Source organism: Metabacillus sp. cB07 (genome assembly GCF_016839225.1).
GTDB lineage: Bacteria > Bacillota > Bacilli > Bacillales > Bacillaceae > Bacillus_P > Bacillus_P indicus.
Map to the genome: position 1 here is coordinate 1,314,222 of NZ_CP069296.1, position 15,867 is coordinate 1,330,088.

The window sequence follows — 15,867 nt, forward strand, 5'->3', positions numbered from 1 at the left end:
ATGAAAATTCAAAAAAACATTGACACAATGAGACAAATTCCTTTTAATTAGAAATGTAAACGCTTTATGAAAACGTTTGCGCATCGTTGGAAGTTTACAGTCATCCAAGGGATATCGATTAATAACGGGGGTTGAGACATGACAAAATGGGTAAAGAGCATGTTGATTTTTGTTTTATTGCTGGGAGCGGTGTTTCCGGCGCTGAATCTGCCGGCAGCAAAAGCTGCTGAAAAGGATCCGGATCTCCCGGAGAACACAGTACGAATCCATTATGTTAAGGATGACAAAAACTATAAGGATCTTGGACTGTGGCTATGGGAAGACGTAGCCGAAGCACCGAAGGAATGGCCGAAAGATGCTGTCCCATTTACGGATGAGCAGTCTGATGAACACGGCCGCTACATAGATGTAAAGGTGAAAGAAGGCGCAAAGAAGCTCGGCTTTCTTGTTGTAAACCGTGTGACGGGTGAGAAAACCGGCGGCGACAAAGTGTTTACGATGCTTGAAGACTATAATCATCTTTGGATCAAAAACGCAGATGATACGGTTTACACATCATCCCAGTGGGAAAATCCAGTGGCGATTATAAGTGCTGAAATCACTTCGAGCCAAAAACTGCTTCTTGGTTTAACAAGAACGGAAGGATTAACGGAAGAAGATCTTCTTTCTTTTCTAAAAATACAAGATGAAGCAGGGGCAGAAGTACCTGTTCAAAGTGCGAAAATCACGTCTGCTTCTACAGTTGAAGTAACCGTTGGCAGTGAGCTGAATGGCGATGCCTACACGGTCACATACGGAACAAAATCCGTAACGGCCACAAGAGGCTGGAGAATGATTGATGAGCTTTATTCCTATGAAGGCGATGATCTTGGTGCATCATACAGCGGCGGACAAGCTGTTTTGAAGCTTTGGGCTCCAAAAGCAAGCAAAGTGACAGCTGTTTTTTACGATAAAAACGATGCATCTAAAGAAATCGGCAAACTCGATTTATCGATGGGCGATAAAGGGGTCTGGTCTGTTGAAGCCAAACCGGGCGACCTTGGAGTCAGCGATTTAAAAGGATACTACTATCAGTATGAGGTAACAAACGGCGGCGAAATGAAGAAAGTTCTTGATCCGTACGCAAAATCAATGGCCCCTTTTACGGTTAACACGAAAGGTGAAGCAGGACCGGACGGGGATCTTATCGGTAAAGCGGCCATCGTTGACCTTGCAGGCACAGATCCTGCGGGACTTGATTTTGCAAAGATTGACGGCTATGAAAAGAAAGAAGATGCCGTCATCTGGGAAGTTCATGTCAGAGATTTCACATCTGATCCTTCAATAGAAGGCGATTTGACGTCAGAGTGGGGAACGTATGACGCGTTTAAAGACAAGCTGGATTACATTAAATCACTTGGTGTAACGCACGTTCAGCTTCTCCCTGTCATGGCTTGGTATTACGGTGATGAAACGAACATGAGACAGCGGGAAATGGAGTATTCTGCTGCAAATAATGAGTATAACTGGGGTTATGATCCGCATAGCTATTTCTCACCGGACGGAGCTTATTCAAAAAATGCGGCAGATCCGGAGCTTAGAATTAAAGAACTGAAAGGCTTGATTGATGCCGTTCATGATGCGGGCATGGGTGTAGTGCTCGATGTTGTTTACACGCACATGGCTAAAGCAAGCATGCTGAATGATATTGTTCCAAATTACTACGCGTTCCAGGATGCAAACGGCAATTTCATCGGCGGGTTTGGCAACAACCTGGCGACAAACCATTACATGGCTGAAAAATTGATGATTGATTCAGTTAAATACTGGTTTGAAGAGTATAAGATTGACGGCATGCGTTTTGACATGATGGGGGATGCCACTTATGATTCCATCCAAAATGCGTACAATGCAGCTGCCGATATCAATAAGGATGCCCTTTTCATCGGAGAAGGCTGGAGAACATTCGGAGGACAGCTTTCAGATCCTGCGCTTGCCGATAAAGGTGCCGATCAGGACTGGATGAACAAAACGAATGATGTCGGCGTTTTCTCTGATGAGATCCGAAATGAGCTGAAATCGGGATTCGGTTCTGAAGGTGAACCGCGATTCCTAACAGGCGGCGCGAGAAGCATTGACCTCATATTGAAAAACATCAAAGGCCAGCCAACGAATACTCCGGCTGACGATCCTGGCGACATGGTTCAGTATATTGAAGCGCATGACAATCTTCCATTGTATGACGTTATCGCGCAATCCATCAAAAAAGACCCTGCAGTTCCTGAGAACAACCAGGAAATTCATGACCGTATCCGCCTTGGAAACGCGATGATCCTGACTTCGCAGGGAACAGCCTTCCTGCATGCGGGACAGGAGTATGGAAGGACAAAACAGTGGCTTGGCGAGGGAATGCCCCAGCAGAAGTTCCATGAACTCAAAGACGAGAACGGAAAATCGTTCGGCTATTTCATTCATGATTCCTACGACTCGTCTGATGCCATTAACAAATTTGACTGGACAAAAGCAACAGATGCAGGTGCGTATCCGATTAACAATACAACACGCGAATACACAGCAGGTCTCATTGAACTGAGAAAATCAACTGACGCCTTCAGGCTCGGCAGCAAAGAGCTTGTTGATTCTAACGTTACGATGATTGAAGCTCCTGAGATACAGGCATCTGATTTGATGATCGGATACAAAGCTGTCTCTTCGGACAAAAAAGAAGAGTACTCTGTGTTTGTCAATGCAGACTCAAAAGAAAGAACCCTGACCCTTTCTGAAGATCTTCGAAAAGGAACAGTTGTCGCGGATAACGACGAGGCAGGAGCAGAAAAGGTGAAGAAAGAAACTGGCTTTAAGCTGAAAAAAGATACAATCACAATCGAGCCTCTGACTGCAGTTGTTATTAAAGTAAGCGATAAAAAGACAAATGGCCCTAAAGATCCGACACCGCCGGCTCCAAAGCCAAACAAACCGGAAAAGCCTGAAGTGAAACCGGCTGAACCGAAAAAGAACGAACCAAAAAAACCTTCCGCTCCAGAGAAAACGGAAGATGAGCAGGAAGCAGCAGTTCCAGCCAAGTCTGATCATCATTCAGGCGGGAGCTCACTGCCGGCGACTGCGACCAATCACTATATGCTGATTCTGATTGGAGCTGCAGCGATTGCTGCTGGAGCAGGATCGTATTTCCTTATTCGCAGAAGAGCAGTTGCAGCATGATAAAAGACCAGACGGAAGTTCCGTCTGGTTTTATTTTTTACTGTCTTCCTGATCAATTGTACCTTCGTAGTAATCATCGCTGACCTGTTCGTGCGTCTCTGCAAGGCCTTTTTCAAGCTGGGATTTTCCTTCATAGTCAGAAACCTCAAACTGTCGTCCTGCAAGCTCTTCTGATGGCTGTTTTTTCATAGTTGACACCTCCGCATCGTTCGTTCGATATTAGATTGCTCCAGGATGGGACAAACCATTCACAGCACATAATTCACCATCAAAAGGAAACACTAATACAGTCATTTTAAAAAGCATTTTGCAGCGTATATTCTGATATGAGGTGCGGCTATGGCTGAACAATGTAAGAAGGTAAGTATTTGGTGCTTAATCAGCATGGCTTCCATCCCTTTGGTCATGACCCTTGGAAATTCCATGCTGATCCCCGTTCTTCCGGTTTTTGAAAAAGAGGTTGGCATTACCTCTTTTCAGTCAAGTATGGTCATCACAAGCTATTCCATTGCTTCCATAATCCTCATTCCGATTGCAGGGTATCTTTCAGACCGGGCAGGGAGAAAAGCAGTGATCATACCAAGTTTGATCATTGCCATGATTGGAGGACTGATTGCAGGATTTGCCTCCTGGAAACTGCCGGATCCCTACATGCTGATTATTGTCGGCAGGGTACTGCAGGGCATTGGGGCAGCGGGTGCGTCGCCAATCATTTTGCCGCTTGTCGGTGACTTGTATAAAAATGATGACGAAAAGACAAGTTCATGTCTTGGAATTATTGAAACATCAAATACATTCGGCAAAGTGCTGAGTCCGATCATCGGGTCATTTTTTGCATCCATTCTGTGGTTTGTCCCATTCTTTTCAATCTCTTTTTTCAGCCTGATTTCCATCGTTTTGGTCTTTTTTTTCGTGAAGGTGCCAAAAAAGACAGAAACACCGCCTGCTTTCAGCGAGTTCCTGTCAAAAACGAGAAAGACGTTTAAAAAAGAAGGGAAATGGCTGTATCTGGTTTTTCTGCTCGGTGCTTTTATCATGCTGATTCTGTTTTCCATCTTGTACTTTTTGTCCGATTATCTGGAAAAGGAGTACGGTGTTACCGGCATCAAAAAAGGATTCATGCTGGCTATTCCGCTGCTTGTCCTTTGCATCTCAGCGTATGTTACAGGGAAAACCATTAAAGGAAATGTAAAAGTGATGAGGACAATCACGATGCTCTGCCTGGTCATTTTATCGGTCAGTACCGCATTTGTAGGCTTTGTGAAGGATGAATGGTTTTTGCTGTTTCTCGTGACAAGCATCGCTGGCCTCGCGATTGGCGCCATGCTGCCAACCCTGGATGCGATGGTGACAGAAAACATTGAAAAAGAAGAGAGAGGAACGATTTCTTCTTTTTACAGCTCAGCAAGGTTTATAGGAGTAGCAGCCGGCCCGCCGATCATGACGGCTGTTATGAAAAATTACTTAACGATTTCCTTTATCGCAGCAGGCTGTGCAGGTATTCTGCTTTTGATCTTTGTGTTTAAAAATTTTAAAGCCAAGCCTAAACCGCTGAAACCAAAGTTTTTTTAAAAAGCATCCTTTATCAGGGTGCTTTTTCTCATGAAAAAAGAGGCTGGGAAAGGGGTTCAATTATGGCACCACTACGCTGAATGACGCCACAAATGAACATCCATCTCTGATAAAAGTGGCGCCACTAGGGTGAATGACGCCACAAATGAACATCCATCTCTGATAAAAGTGGCGCCACTAGGGTGAATGACGCCAAAATGAACATCCATTTCTGATAAAAGTGGCGCCACTACGTTGAATGACGCCAAAATGAACATCCATTTCTGATAAAAGTGGCGCCACTAGGGTGAATGACGCCACAAATGAACATCCATCTCTGATAAAAGTGGCGCCACTAGTGTGAATGACGCCACAAATGAACATCCATCCCTGCTAAAAATTACGCCACTAAGGTAAATGACGCCACAAATGAGCACCCATTCCTATTAAAACCGGCGAATCGCTCCTACTAATAGGAATTTATTATAGTCCTTTAACAAAAAAACCGAACTGGCTGCTATACCCTAGTCCGGTTTTTTCATGGCTAAAATAGTGACGTCCCAGCCTCAGATTAATGAATCAAATGAAAAAGCATCAACAGAAGAAACTTTCCCGCGCCACCAAGCCGGATGGACCGCTTGTGTCTGCTGATATTTTGCATTTTTAAGGTGGATATAAGCAGGAGGTTCCTGTTCGTCTGCTTTTTTATCGCCCTGTTCTTGTTTTTGCTTCACATATTCGTCTTTTAAATCTTCAAACCGCTTCCCGATAATGCGCGACATCGTATCATCCCGGAGATCATGGGCTGACTCTGTGATTCCGTCGTAATAAGCCCGGGAGCCGATCAACACCCCTGAGACCAGGGTGCCCTGCACATTCAGCGTGACATTCATTTCAATACCGTCATTCTCTGCAAGCGAGAGGAACATCAGCAGGACCGCATCCTCGGTTGTTGCCTGATCTTTTTTGGCATTTGCCATGTTTCGCACCTTCCTTAAAAATATTTAGGGGCAGTCTTTTTCACTTTCCATTTTTTCTTCATAAACAGACAGACAAGGGCTATGATCATCACAAAAAGCAGGCTTACATAAAATCCCGGTCTTACTTCATGATCAAGCAGGGTGCCGCTGACAGCAAACACAATCAGCACAAGGCCGGTCCAGGAGGCAATCTTCATGAGGACAGATTGCTTCAGCAGCTTAAGCGACGAGATCACAATGAAGAACCAGTTGTATAAAAGCAGAATGCCTGCTGCCGTTGTAATATACTCATAAATTTTCCCGGGCAATAGCAGTGCCGTAATAATAGAAGCAATCAGACCGATGACAGCGAGTCCAAGCGAAGGCAGGGGCAGATCTTTTAGTTTCCTGCTCTTTTTGGAAAAAAAGGCCGGTGCGTCGCCATCATCTGCCAGAATGACAAGAAGATTGGTTACGCCGAACAAAGATGCCGTCATGGCTGAAAAGCCTGCAATAATAATAGCCCCGTTAAAAACATGCGGGAAAAAGGGCAGATTATAAGCTGAAAGGGCAGTGACAAAAGGACTTTCATTTTCGTGAAACACATCTGCAGAAACGATGAGAACGGCAAGCACAAGAGATGCAACATAAACGGCCGCAAGACAGATGAGCATCACTGTTCCGGATTTTGGAGCATCTTCTTTCTTTTTCAGCTGCATGGCCATAAGTCCAATGACTTCAATTCCTCCATATGCATAAAATGCGTAGGTTAGGGAGGCCCAAAAACCCGAGATTCCTCCAGTGAAAAGAGGAGGGAGTCCGCTCCGGACAACAGGTTCCTTTGAACTTGACAGTATTCCTGCCAGTGCCGCCACAGCAAGCACGATGAACATGAGGATGGCCGCAAACTTAATCACGGCAAACAGGTTTTCCGTCTTATCAAACCCTTTTGTTCCGGTCAGCACGACAAGGATGGACAAGATAGCATAACCGGTCGCAAAGATCCAGAGAGGGATATGCGGAAACCAGAACTGCGAAAGGATCGAAAGGGCGGTGAGCTGACTGCCCATAATCAGGATGTTTGAAGCCCAGTAATTCCAGCCGCAGCTGAAGGCCGCCCACTTGCCGAACGCTTTTCCTGCATAGTAGCAGAAACTGCCTGTCTGGGGGTCGGCTGCTGTCATTTTTGCCAGTACGTTAAAAACGATGTATGTACCGAGTGCTGCCAAAAGAAAAGAAAGAACAATTGACGGCCCGGTGATTTTAACTCCGATGCCGGACCCGAGGAAATACCCTGTGCCGATCGTGCAGCCGATGCCGATCAGGGATAATTGCCACCATGCAAGATCACCTTTAGCCGGGCTTTTGTTTTTGCCTGCTGGTGTACAGCTGCTCATACAATCCCTCCTATACAGTGGTATTGTTCGAATATGGGGGGACAATTATGTATGAGGTGAAAAAACAGGAGGGGGCAATTTTAAACATTCATACATACCATGGAGTCGTGAATACATTTAAGCAGGAAGGTGATCTCTTGCTGGATATGATAATCGGCAGTTCCATCTCTGCGTTTGCCACTGCTCTCGGTGCTCTGCCCATATTGCTTTTTAACCGTCTGTCGCATAAGTTCAGGGATATGCTGCTTGCCTTCACTGCAGGCATCATGGTGACCGCGTGCAGCTTCAGTCTGATACCGGAAGCGCTTGTCAAGTCAAATGTATGGGTTGTTTTAACAGGCCTTTTGATTGGGACATTTGTGCTTGACCGCATGGAAAAATACATCCCGCACAGCCATCCCGAACGTGAAAATCTCAGTTATATGCCTAACCTTGATAAAAAGACGTTTTTAATTGTTTCCGCCCTTACGCTTCACAATATTCCGGAGGGACTTTCTGTTGGAGTGAGCTATGCCGGTGATTCCGGAGAGCTTGGAGGAATCATTGCGCTTGCAATCGGCCTGCAGAATGCCCCGGAAGGTCTGCTTGTTGCCCTGTATCTTGTGAATCAGAACATGTCTAAACTAAAAGCCTTTTTATTTGCTGCTTTAACAGGAAGCATCGAAATTGCAGCAGCGCTCCTCGGCTACTCGCTGACAAACTATATTGCTGATTTAATTCCCTACGGTTTATCGTTTGCAGCAGGTGCCATGCTCTTTATTGTCTATAAGGAACTGATTCCTGAAAGCCACGGGGATGGAAATGAACGGTATTCGACCTATGCGTTTATAGGCGGACTTGGGATGATGCTTGCGATCATCAGCATTTTCACATGAAAAAGCCAGGGATTTCCCCTGGCTTTTCCTCATGCTTCGGATTTCCTGCTTAAAGGCATTGTACAGCACCTGAATGACCCGCCCGATTTTATAATTTCACTGAAATCAACTTCAATCACGTCATATCCCCGTTTTTTCAGTTCGCCATTGACCCCTTTATTCTGAGGAAGACTGATGACTTTTTTATGGCCGATGGAAAGGACGTTTGCCCCCATAGCAAACTGCTCTTCCTCTGATACTTCAATCAGGTCAAAATGTGATTTGAGCAGCTCGTATTCTGCTTCTTCCATCCCTGCTTTATGGATAAGGGCTTCGGTAGGGGACAGGATGTTGAAAATGCAGTCCAAATGCAGGATTTCCTGCTTTATTGGGATCGGGATGATTGTATAATCAGGAATGCCTGCCTGAATATGTTCGATGGCATGCTCGGTTGTCCGTTCGCTGATGCCTATGTAAACGGTCTTTTGATGAATAATGACATCTCCGCCCTCGGTCTGGTCTTCTGTCAGATCAATATAAGAAATATCATGGTTTTTCAGCCAGTCCTTCAGAATCTGCTCTTCTCCCTGCCTGACCGGCATGCTCATGGCTGAGATGAAAATGGTATCCCCGATTGTAAAACCAATGTCTCTGGTGAAAACCTGTTCCGGGAATTCTTTTTCAGGAGGCAAATGGTGCACTTCAATGCCATTTTCCTTCAGGACATTCATAAACGCCGTATGCTGGGCAATCGCCGTTTCTACATTAATATTTTCCTTATGGTAGCGACGCTGTGTTTCATTGATCACATGATGGATTCTCATAAATTGGGGTTTGCACAGCACGACGCTTTCCATCACATCGTATTCAGTATGACAGCTTATTTTAGACGGATTCATAGATTCAGGGCTCCTTAGAAAGAATTCGTGCTTTGTAGGGCAGTCAGCGTTTCGTTTAAATGCATCAAATGCTCGCTCGCATGAAGCAGGGCAGGCGTCTCTTCCTCATGTGCCCTGGCAGCGTTCACATGCTCTTTTGCCAGAGTCAGTGCTTTAAACGCTTTTTGATATTCTTCTGGATTAAAATTCATCTGAGCGTGAATGACTGCTTCACGTGCCTGCTTGACCAATTCCTGCATCTGATTCATTTCAGATTGTTCCATGACCATTCCTCCTGCTGATTTGCTCTTTCTAGTCTGTACAGGCAAAAGAAGCCTCATACAAAAACTCAGAAAAACAGCACAATCAGAGCATGCCATCCAAAATAGAGGCCAAAGCCGATCATCGATACAGAAGACAGGATGGAAATGAGAATGAGCAGCTTAGAATGGAGAAAACGCCTCGCAAAGCTTGAAGCGAGGGCCATGGCGAAATCCCAGAGCAAAATGCCGAGGATAATCGCTGCACTATAGCCGATTAAATCCTGCACGCTTGATTCCGAAGCCGTTTTTGCAAGAACAGACCCGAAAATTCCGAGCCAGAACATCACCGTAAGCGGATTTGAAATGGACATAATAAAACCGGAAGAAAAAGAGCCAAAAAGGGAGTCTCCTGCATCTTTCCGGTTATCAATATGTATTTCCCCGGCGCCTTTTAGACCTTCAAATCCTGAATACATAAGGACAAAAAAACCAAATAACCAAAGAAACACCTGCATGAAAGAATTTTCAATCAGCTGAGACACACCTAAAAAAACAAGGAGCATGTACAAAATATCAGCTGATAAAGCTCCTATTCCAAACACCCACGCATGAAAAAATCCTTTTTTAATTCCGCGGTTCAGCTGGGCAGCATTCACGGGGCCAACAGGTGCCGCAAGCGAAACTCCAAGAAGGATGTACGTCAGAAAAACGGTCATTTAACAGCCTCCTAAACACTCTCTATATGTCATCCTATTCTTGAAAAAGTGCCTGTACGACATATTTTTAGGACAACTCAAAAAGGCCGCGAGGCGGCCCCCTGAAATCTTTCTATAAGAAGCAAGGATCATTAAAATAAACAATTTCAGATAAGAATTTGCACCCCTTTAACTGTTTATACGCATCCCTGGCTTCTTCTTCTGTACTGAATTCATACATTTTGACCGATTCTTTCAAAAAAAGGGTGATCACCCACATGAAAGATCCCTCCTGTTTGATGTCCTTATTACAAGCTATTGCATGTTCCGCCAATTATGCATGCATAGAAAAAAGGCCGCTGCTTATATTGAGTGGCCTTCCTGTTTTACCGTTTTATTTTTTTTCATACTCTGCCTTTTTTTCATCGACTTTGTTAAGTAACCGCCTTTAAAAGAACGGATTTCATAAGACATCATAAAGGCTGAAGGCTCCCTCAAGTGGATGATTTCCTGAAGCTCATCTTCACGTGATCTCTTGGATACAATGTCAAGACGATAGCGGACAGAATTCATTCCCTGTCCTTCAAAAACCGTCACGCCAAAACCGGCATTTCTTAAGTCACTGACCAGCTCCGTGTTTTTTTCGGGTATGTTTACCTGATACGTGATGTAGCCGATCGCAAGCTTCTTTTCAAGCATGCCGCCGAGCAAGAGTCCAATGCTGAACCCGAGTACATAGGCTATGATGTTATAGAAGTTTGATAGATCCTGAAAAACAATTCCCAGACTGATGATGTAGATGATCGCTTCAAGCAATCCTACGCCGGCGGCTGATTTCGTTTGATTTTTCACCAAAAGGATGGTCCTCATCGTCAAAACCGGTACGAAAATCAGCTGCAGAATAAAGATAAGCAGCGCCTGCAGCAGCATACAAAAACTCCCTCTCCTGAAGATACGGCAAGCTTACCATAATTCTCTGCCCATTTCATGTCATATCAGACATTCTTGAAATTACCAATTTTACTGTCTCTGGTCATATCAGCTGGCAATTGTATAAAATAAAAAGAATCATACCCGTATCTTTTTACCCGTCTTCATCCGTTTATAAAGCAGAGAGGCAAAAAGGAGTGAGAGCATGCAAGGCAACAGGCTGTCAACGAATCAGGAAAAGAAGCAGGAACATCCCGATATGAAGGAGCTGTACCGGAAGCTGCAGCAATACTGCCGGTTTTTGACCCAGGATAAATATGACGGTGAGGATGCAGCCCAGGAAGTGATGCTGAAGGCGTACTTGACCTATGATCAGAATGCCTTAAGCTCTGCATTGTTGAATAAAATGGCTTATCATCACTGGATAGATGTGGTCAGAAAGCGCAAGAAAGAGACTCCGTGCGAGATTCCTGAAATGAGCGGTGCGGATCATGCGGATCAGATGATTGAACGGCGGAGCTTGCTTGAGCATCTTCTGTCAAAGTGCACGCCAAAGCAGGCGGTTGTCTTTTTGCTGAAAGAAGTCTTTCACTATCAGGCGAATGAACTCGCGGAGCTTCTTGGAACATCAGAGACGTCTGTCAAATCAGCTTTATTCAGAGCGAAAAAGCGGTTATCCAAAGAAAAGGGTGAAACAGATTCGTATTGGGATGAGGTGGAGAAGGAATTGCTGGCTGATTTGATGTATACGTCACTGCAGTTTCAGGATCCTGCACCGCTACTGAAGGCATTGCCTGATATCCTCACCTTTGAAAGCACTGACAGCCCTGCACTTGTGTACATTCCGTTCAGACAGTCTTCGTCTGCTTCTCTGAAAATGGCTGTATAGCCTTATGAAGGAGGAAAAAGGATGAGTACGATCCCTTACGTTATTGAAAGTTCAGGCCGCGGAGAGCGTTCCTATGATATTTATTCCCGTCTGCTGAAAGACAGGATCATTATGATTGGGGATGAAATTAATGATCACACGGCAAACGTGACAGTGGCTCAGCTGTTATTTCTGGCAGCAGAAGACCCTGAGAAGGATATATCCATTTACATCAACAGCCCAGGAGGATCGATTACAGCAGGCTTTTCCATTTTTGATACAATGCAGTATATCAAACCTGATGTCAGAACGATCTGTACAGGTATGGCCGCATCTTTCGGGGCCTTGCTGCTTTTGGCGGGGACAAAAGGAAAACGGTTTGCTCTTCCAAACAGTGAAATCATGATCCACCAGCCGCTTGGCGGGGCAAGGGGCCAGGCGGCAGAAATTGAAATTTCAGCTCGCCGCATATTAAAGCTTCGCGAGCACATCAATAAAATCATTGCTGAACGGACAGGACAGCCGATTGAAAAAGTAGCCCGCGATTCCGACCGCGATTACTATTTGAGTGCAGCGGAAGCAAAGGAATACGGCATTATTGATGAGATTATTGGGGGGAAGTAGATCAAAAACATGTCGGCTTTTAAGCTGACATGTTTTTTCTTCTTGTAATTGTCCTTCTGTTGCCTGAAAATAGAAAGTATTCTAATTTCCGGGGTGGAACATGACAATGAAACTAGTTAAAACAAATGGCCGCAATGATGATTTTCTAAGCCTCGTTAAGCTGCTTGATCAGGATCTGCATGAACGGTACGGGGATCTGCAAAAGGAATACACTCCCCATAATCAGCTGGATGATATTCACGATGTGGTTTTGATTTATAAAGATGGCGTGGCAGCAGCCTGCGGAGCCTTTAAGGAATTCGACAGCAGCACGATTGAACTGAAGCGGATTTTTGTTGAAAAAGCGTTTCGCGGACAGGGGCTGTCAAAGGAGATTGTGCGTCAGCTCGAACAGACAGGAGCAGAAAAAGGGTATGTTGATGCAGTTCTTGAAACAGGCACAAAGCAGCACGAAGCTATTAACCTTTATAAAAGGGCTGGATACAGCGCTATACCAAACTATGGACCCTATATCGGCAAATCCGCAAGTTTGTGCATGAAAAAGTCCCTGACAAATAAGGAGAATTAATATGAAATTTGTTTTGCTTTTTGGCCCGCAGGCTGTCGGAAAAATGACGGTGGGACAGCAGCTTGAAAAAATAACGGATTTGAAGCTTTTTCATAATCATATGACGATTGACCTTGTAAGTCCTTTTTTTGATTACGGGACAGAGAAGGGGAGAAAATTAGTAGGCGAATTCAGGAAGAGAATCTTCGAGGAAGTGGCAGGGAGTGATTTGCCCGGTTTGATTTTTACATATGTATGGGCGTTTGATCAACAAGGTGATTGGGACTATGTGGAAGAGGTCTGCGCTGTTTTTGAGTCAAAAGGTGCGGACATATACTTTGCAGAACTTGAAGCGGATACTGATGCAAGACTCCTCCGCAACAAAAGTGAACACCGCCTTGCACATAAACCAACTAAGCGCAATCTTGATTGGTCAGAAAATGATTTGCTGTCAAGCATGGAAATCTACAGACTGAACTCGGACGAAGGAGAAATAAAAAGAACAAATTATACGAGGATTAATAATACGAATCTGGCGGCTGAAGAAACAGCTCTCCGAATTAAAAGCACGTTCAATCTATGATTTCTTAAATCTTCTTTAAAAAATCTTAAGAAAAAGTTTCCTTTAACGCCCCGTGCTGCTGGCTTATAATCAAACAGGAAGAGAGAAAACAGAATATGAGAAAGATGGGTGAGTGTCTGATGCCCCCAGCAGCACTGGTGTATGAAAAGCCGTCATTTAACGAAATCTACCAAATTTACTATACCGCGATTTACAGAATTGCTTTGAGAATGACAAGAGACCCGCACATGGCGGAGGATATTGTCCAGGAAACCTTTATTAAGGCATTCTTGAAGCTTGATACCATTTTTGAAAAAGAAAAACTGAAAAACTGGCTGTCCTCGATTGCCAGAAGAACGGCGATCGATCTGTTTATCAGGAAAAAGAGAAATGAGACTTCCCTCGAAGACCTTGTTCTTGCGGATGGAAGAGAGTGCGTGGAGGATACCGCTGATTATGCGTTTTTGAAAGAAAAAGCAAAAGAGGCGCTGAATGAGCTGAAAGCAGAAGAACGCGAAATTATGATGATGAAGCTGTTTCTTGGCATGAAGGATCAGGAAATAGCCGAACAGCTTTCCCTGAAACTTCCGACTGTTAAAACGAAAATACATAGAGCGAGAAAGCAGCTGAAGACTGCTCTTGCATCATGACAAAAAGGGCTTCCTATTGGATAAGCCTTTTTTGTGTTGTATGCTTTTATTTATTTTTTACAAAGCCTCAACATTTCTTTACAGAATCTTAACCGTAAACGACACCTATTTTCCGCTACTCTTAAAGTAGGTTTTTAAATGGACAGGAGGAATGAAATTGAAACGTTCAAGTCTGTATTGTAAATTAGGTGCTTTGTCATTAGCAGGTGTGATCCTATCAGCGGGATTTTTGGGCAATGTTCCTGCAGAAGCCAAATGGAAAGGAGATTCTTCAGCTGACACTCGCTTTACGGACAGCCTTCAGCTTGAGAAGATTGGAAACTTCAGTACCGGAATGACAGATAAAGACGGTGGAGTCGCTGAGATTGTTAAATACAATTCTGACAACAGAAAATTCTATGTGATTAACGGAAAGCAGCAGACAATCGATATAGTAAGCCTTGCAAAACTTGCTTCAGGGAAAAAGCAGGAGCTTAAAAAAGAGAAATCTTTGGATATGGCAGGTGCTGTAAACTCAACCACCTTTCAGTATGGAGATGTAACAAGCATTGACATCCATACGAAAAAGAACATCATTGCTGTTGCCATTCAGGAAGCGGACTACACAAAGCGGGGAAAAATTGCCGTATTGGACTATGAAGGGAATTTGCTTAAAATATTTGATGCCGGCGTTCAGCCTGATATGGTCAAAATCTCGGAAAACGGCCGCTACATCGTATCGGCTGATGAAGGCGAGCCGCGCGAAGGACTGGAAAAGGGGATTGATCCTGAGGGTTCTGTAACAATTGCAGATCTTAAATCTGGAAGTGTAAAACGGACACTATTTCATGACAAGAATGTTATTGAGGATAACGTTCATATCCGAAATCATGGAACAAAAGCAGATGCTGTAAGGGATTTTGAACCTGAATACATCGCCCTTGATGAAAATGGAAGCACTGCTTATGTGACCCTGCAGGAAAACAATGCGATTGCAGCAGTTGATCTGAAGGATGGGAGGGTCAAATATGTTAAATCACTCGGTTATAAAGACCATTCCCTGCCTGGAAACGAGCTTGATGTAGCGCGGAATGACAAAATTGAGCTTGAACGGCTTCCGGTTCTCGGGGCGTATATGCCTGACAGCGTCGCTTATATGAAGATCAAGGGTAAGGAGTATCTTGTTACCGCAAACGAAGGAGATGCTACCGAGTGGGAAGAGTTTGAAAACATCTCTGATTTCAAGGATGTAAAAAACAGCATTTCCCTCGACTCATCGCTTTTTAAAGGAATGTCAGAAGCAAAAGCAGAAGAAACATTTCAGTATATGAAGAAATCAGGCAAGTTCGACAAGCTTGAGATACTGACAGACCGCGGGACGGATGCCGTCTATACTCTTGGAGGAAGATCTTTCTCTGTCCGGAAGGCTGACACGATGGAGCTCGTTTATGACAGCGGCAGCGACTTTGAGACCGTGACCTCAGAGCGCTATCCGGATGTCTTTAACTGGTCAAATGATGATACCGCCTTTGAAAAGCGCAGTGCGAAAAAAGGACCTGAACCTGAGGATGTAAAAATCGGAAAAATCGGGAAAGACATGTATGCTTTTATCGGACTTGAGCGGATTGGGGGCGTTATGGCTTATAACGTCTCGAATCCTGCCTCTCCGGAGTTTGCCAATTACTTTAACACACGGGATTTTTCAGCAGCCATCGCGGGGGATGTTTCACCGGAAGGACTTGAGTTCATTTCGGCAAAGAACAGCCCGACAGGCAAAGCAATGGTCTTAGTTGGGATTGAAGTCAGCGGGACAGTTTCAGTGAATGAGATATGGAAAGTGAAAAATAAAAAGAATGAATAAAAACAAAAGGCTCAGGAGCGGATGCTCCTGAGCCTTTTGCCTATTTAT

The 15,867-nt window shown here is 44.4% G+C and carries 15 protein-coding genes and 1 pseudogene; 9 read left to right on the forward strand and 7 right to left on the reverse strand.

The window, feature by feature from the left end; genetic code table 11:
* Nucleotides 1-138 precede the first annotated feature (138 nt).
* Nucleotides 139-3,201, forward strand: a complete 3,063-nt coding sequence (locus JOJ89_RS06565) for a pullulanase (RefSeq protein WP_203289956.1) — start codon at nucleotides 139-141, stop codon at nucleotides 3,199-3,201.
* A gap of 30 nt (nucleotides 3,202-3,231) precedes the next feature.
* Here the strand turns inward: JOJ89_RS06565 and JOJ89_RS06570 are convergent.
* Nucleotides 3,232-3,405 (reverse strand): annotated as a pseudogene (locus JOJ89_RS06570) (DUF4025 domain-containing protein); the annotation flags it as partial.
* Between the two features lie 135 nt (nucleotides 3,406-3,540).
* Between JOJ89_RS06570 and JOJ89_RS06575 the strand changes: the two are divergent.
* Complete coding sequence (locus JOJ89_RS06575; protein ID WP_242524672.1) at nucleotides 3,541-4,773, forward strand: MFS transporter; 1,233 nt, start codon at nucleotides 3,541-3,543, stop codon at nucleotides 4,771-4,773.
* A gap of 545 nt (nucleotides 4,774-5,318) precedes the next feature.
* Here JOJ89_RS06575 and JOJ89_RS06580 read toward each other — a convergent pair.
* Together JOJ89_RS06580 and JOJ89_RS06585 are read right to left on the reverse strand one after the other, a co-directional pair.
* Nucleotides 5,319-5,732 (reverse strand): hypothetical protein, encoded by a 414-nt coding sequence (locus tag JOJ89_RS06580; RefSeq protein ID WP_203289958.1) that lies wholly within the window; start codon nucleotides 5,730-5,732, stop codon nucleotides 5,319-5,321.
* A gap of 14 nt (nucleotides 5,733-5,746) precedes the next feature.
* Entirely contained in the window at nucleotides 5,747-7,108 is a 1,362-nt protein-coding gene (locus JOJ89_RS06585; protein WP_203289959.1) for an amino acid permease, read from the reverse strand.
* A 137-nt stretch (nucleotides 7,109-7,245) separates the two neighbouring features.
* Here JOJ89_RS06585 and JOJ89_RS06590 point away from each other — a divergent pair, with 137 nt between their 5' ends.
* Complete coding sequence (locus JOJ89_RS06590) at nucleotides 7,246-7,983, forward strand: ZIP family metal transporter (RefSeq protein ID WP_203290275.1); 738 nt, start codon at nucleotides 7,246-7,248, stop codon at nucleotides 7,981-7,983.
* A 29-nt stretch (nucleotides 7,984-8,012) separates the two neighbouring features.
* Here JOJ89_RS06590 and JOJ89_RS06595 read toward each other — a convergent pair whose 3' ends face one another.
* The 4 genes from JOJ89_RS06595 to JOJ89_RS06610 form a co-directional block, all read right to left on the reverse strand.
* A complete protein-coding gene (locus JOJ89_RS06595) occupies nucleotides 8,013-8,861 on the reverse strand; it encodes a dimethylarginine dimethylaminohydrolase family protein (protein WP_203289960.1) in 849 nt (282 codons plus the stop codon).
* A gap of 14 nt (nucleotides 8,862-8,875) precedes the next feature.
* Nucleotides 8,876-9,124: a hypothetical protein gene (locus tag JOJ89_RS06600; protein WP_029282126.1), complete on the reverse strand. Its 249-nt coding sequence runs from the start codon at nucleotides 9,122-9,124 to the stop codon at nucleotides 8,876-8,878.
* A 65-nt stretch (nucleotides 9,125-9,189) separates the two neighbouring features.
* The gene (locus JOJ89_RS06605; RefSeq protein WP_203289961.1) at nucleotides 9,190-9,819 is read right to left on the reverse strand and encodes a LysE family transporter; all 630 of its coding nucleotides are present in this window, start codon (nucleotides 9,817-9,819) and stop codon (nucleotides 9,190-9,192) included.
* A gap of 342 nt (nucleotides 9,820-10,161) precedes the next feature.
* Nucleotides 10,162-10,725: a DUF2179 domain-containing protein gene (locus tag JOJ89_RS06610; protein WP_203290276.1), complete on the reverse strand. Its 564-nt coding sequence runs from the start codon at nucleotides 10,723-10,725 to the stop codon at nucleotides 10,162-10,164.
* A 208-nt stretch (nucleotides 10,726-10,933) separates the two neighbouring features.
* On the opposite strand from JOJ89_RS06610, the gene JOJ89_RS06615 reads away from it, so the two are divergent.
* From JOJ89_RS06615 to JOJ89_RS06640, 6 genes are all read left to right on the forward strand, one after another.
* Nucleotides 10,934-11,617, forward strand: coding sequence for a sigma-70 family RNA polymerase sigma factor (locus JOJ89_RS06615; RefSeq protein WP_203289962.1), 684 nt, complete (start codon nucleotides 10,934-10,936; stop codon nucleotides 11,615-11,617).
* Between the two features lie 21 nt (nucleotides 11,618-11,638).
* Nucleotides 11,639-12,220, forward strand: a complete 582-nt coding sequence (gene clpP, locus JOJ89_RS06620; protein WP_029282119.1) for an ATP-dependent Clp endopeptidase proteolytic subunit ClpP — start codon at nucleotides 11,639-11,641, stop codon at nucleotides 12,218-12,220.
* Between the two features lie 106 nt (nucleotides 12,221-12,326).
* Nucleotides 12,327-12,788: a GNAT family N-acetyltransferase gene (locus tag JOJ89_RS06625; protein ID WP_203289963.1), complete on the forward strand. Its 462-nt coding sequence runs from the start codon at nucleotides 12,327-12,329 to the stop codon at nucleotides 12,786-12,788.
* Nucleotide 12,789: 1 nt separating this feature from the next.
* Nucleotides 12,790-13,350, forward strand: a complete 561-nt coding sequence (locus JOJ89_RS06630; protein ID WP_203289964.1) for a DEAD/DEAH box helicase family protein — start codon at nucleotides 12,790-12,792, stop codon at nucleotides 13,348-13,350.
* 119 nt (nucleotides 13,351-13,469) lie between these two features.
* The gene (locus JOJ89_RS06635; protein ID WP_203289965.1) at nucleotides 13,470-13,979 is read left to right on the forward strand and encodes an RNA polymerase sigma factor; all 510 of its coding nucleotides are present in this window, start codon (nucleotides 13,470-13,472) and stop codon (nucleotides 13,977-13,979) included.
* A 157-nt stretch (nucleotides 13,980-14,136) separates the two neighbouring features.
* Nucleotides 14,137-15,819 carry a choice-of-anchor I family protein gene (locus JOJ89_RS06640; RefSeq protein WP_242524673.1) on the forward strand — a complete coding sequence of 561 codons (1,683 nt, stop codon included), beginning with the start codon at nucleotides 14,137-14,139 and terminating at the stop codon, nucleotides 15,817-15,819.
* The last annotated feature ends 48 nt before the right edge of the window (nucleotides 15,820-15,867 follow it).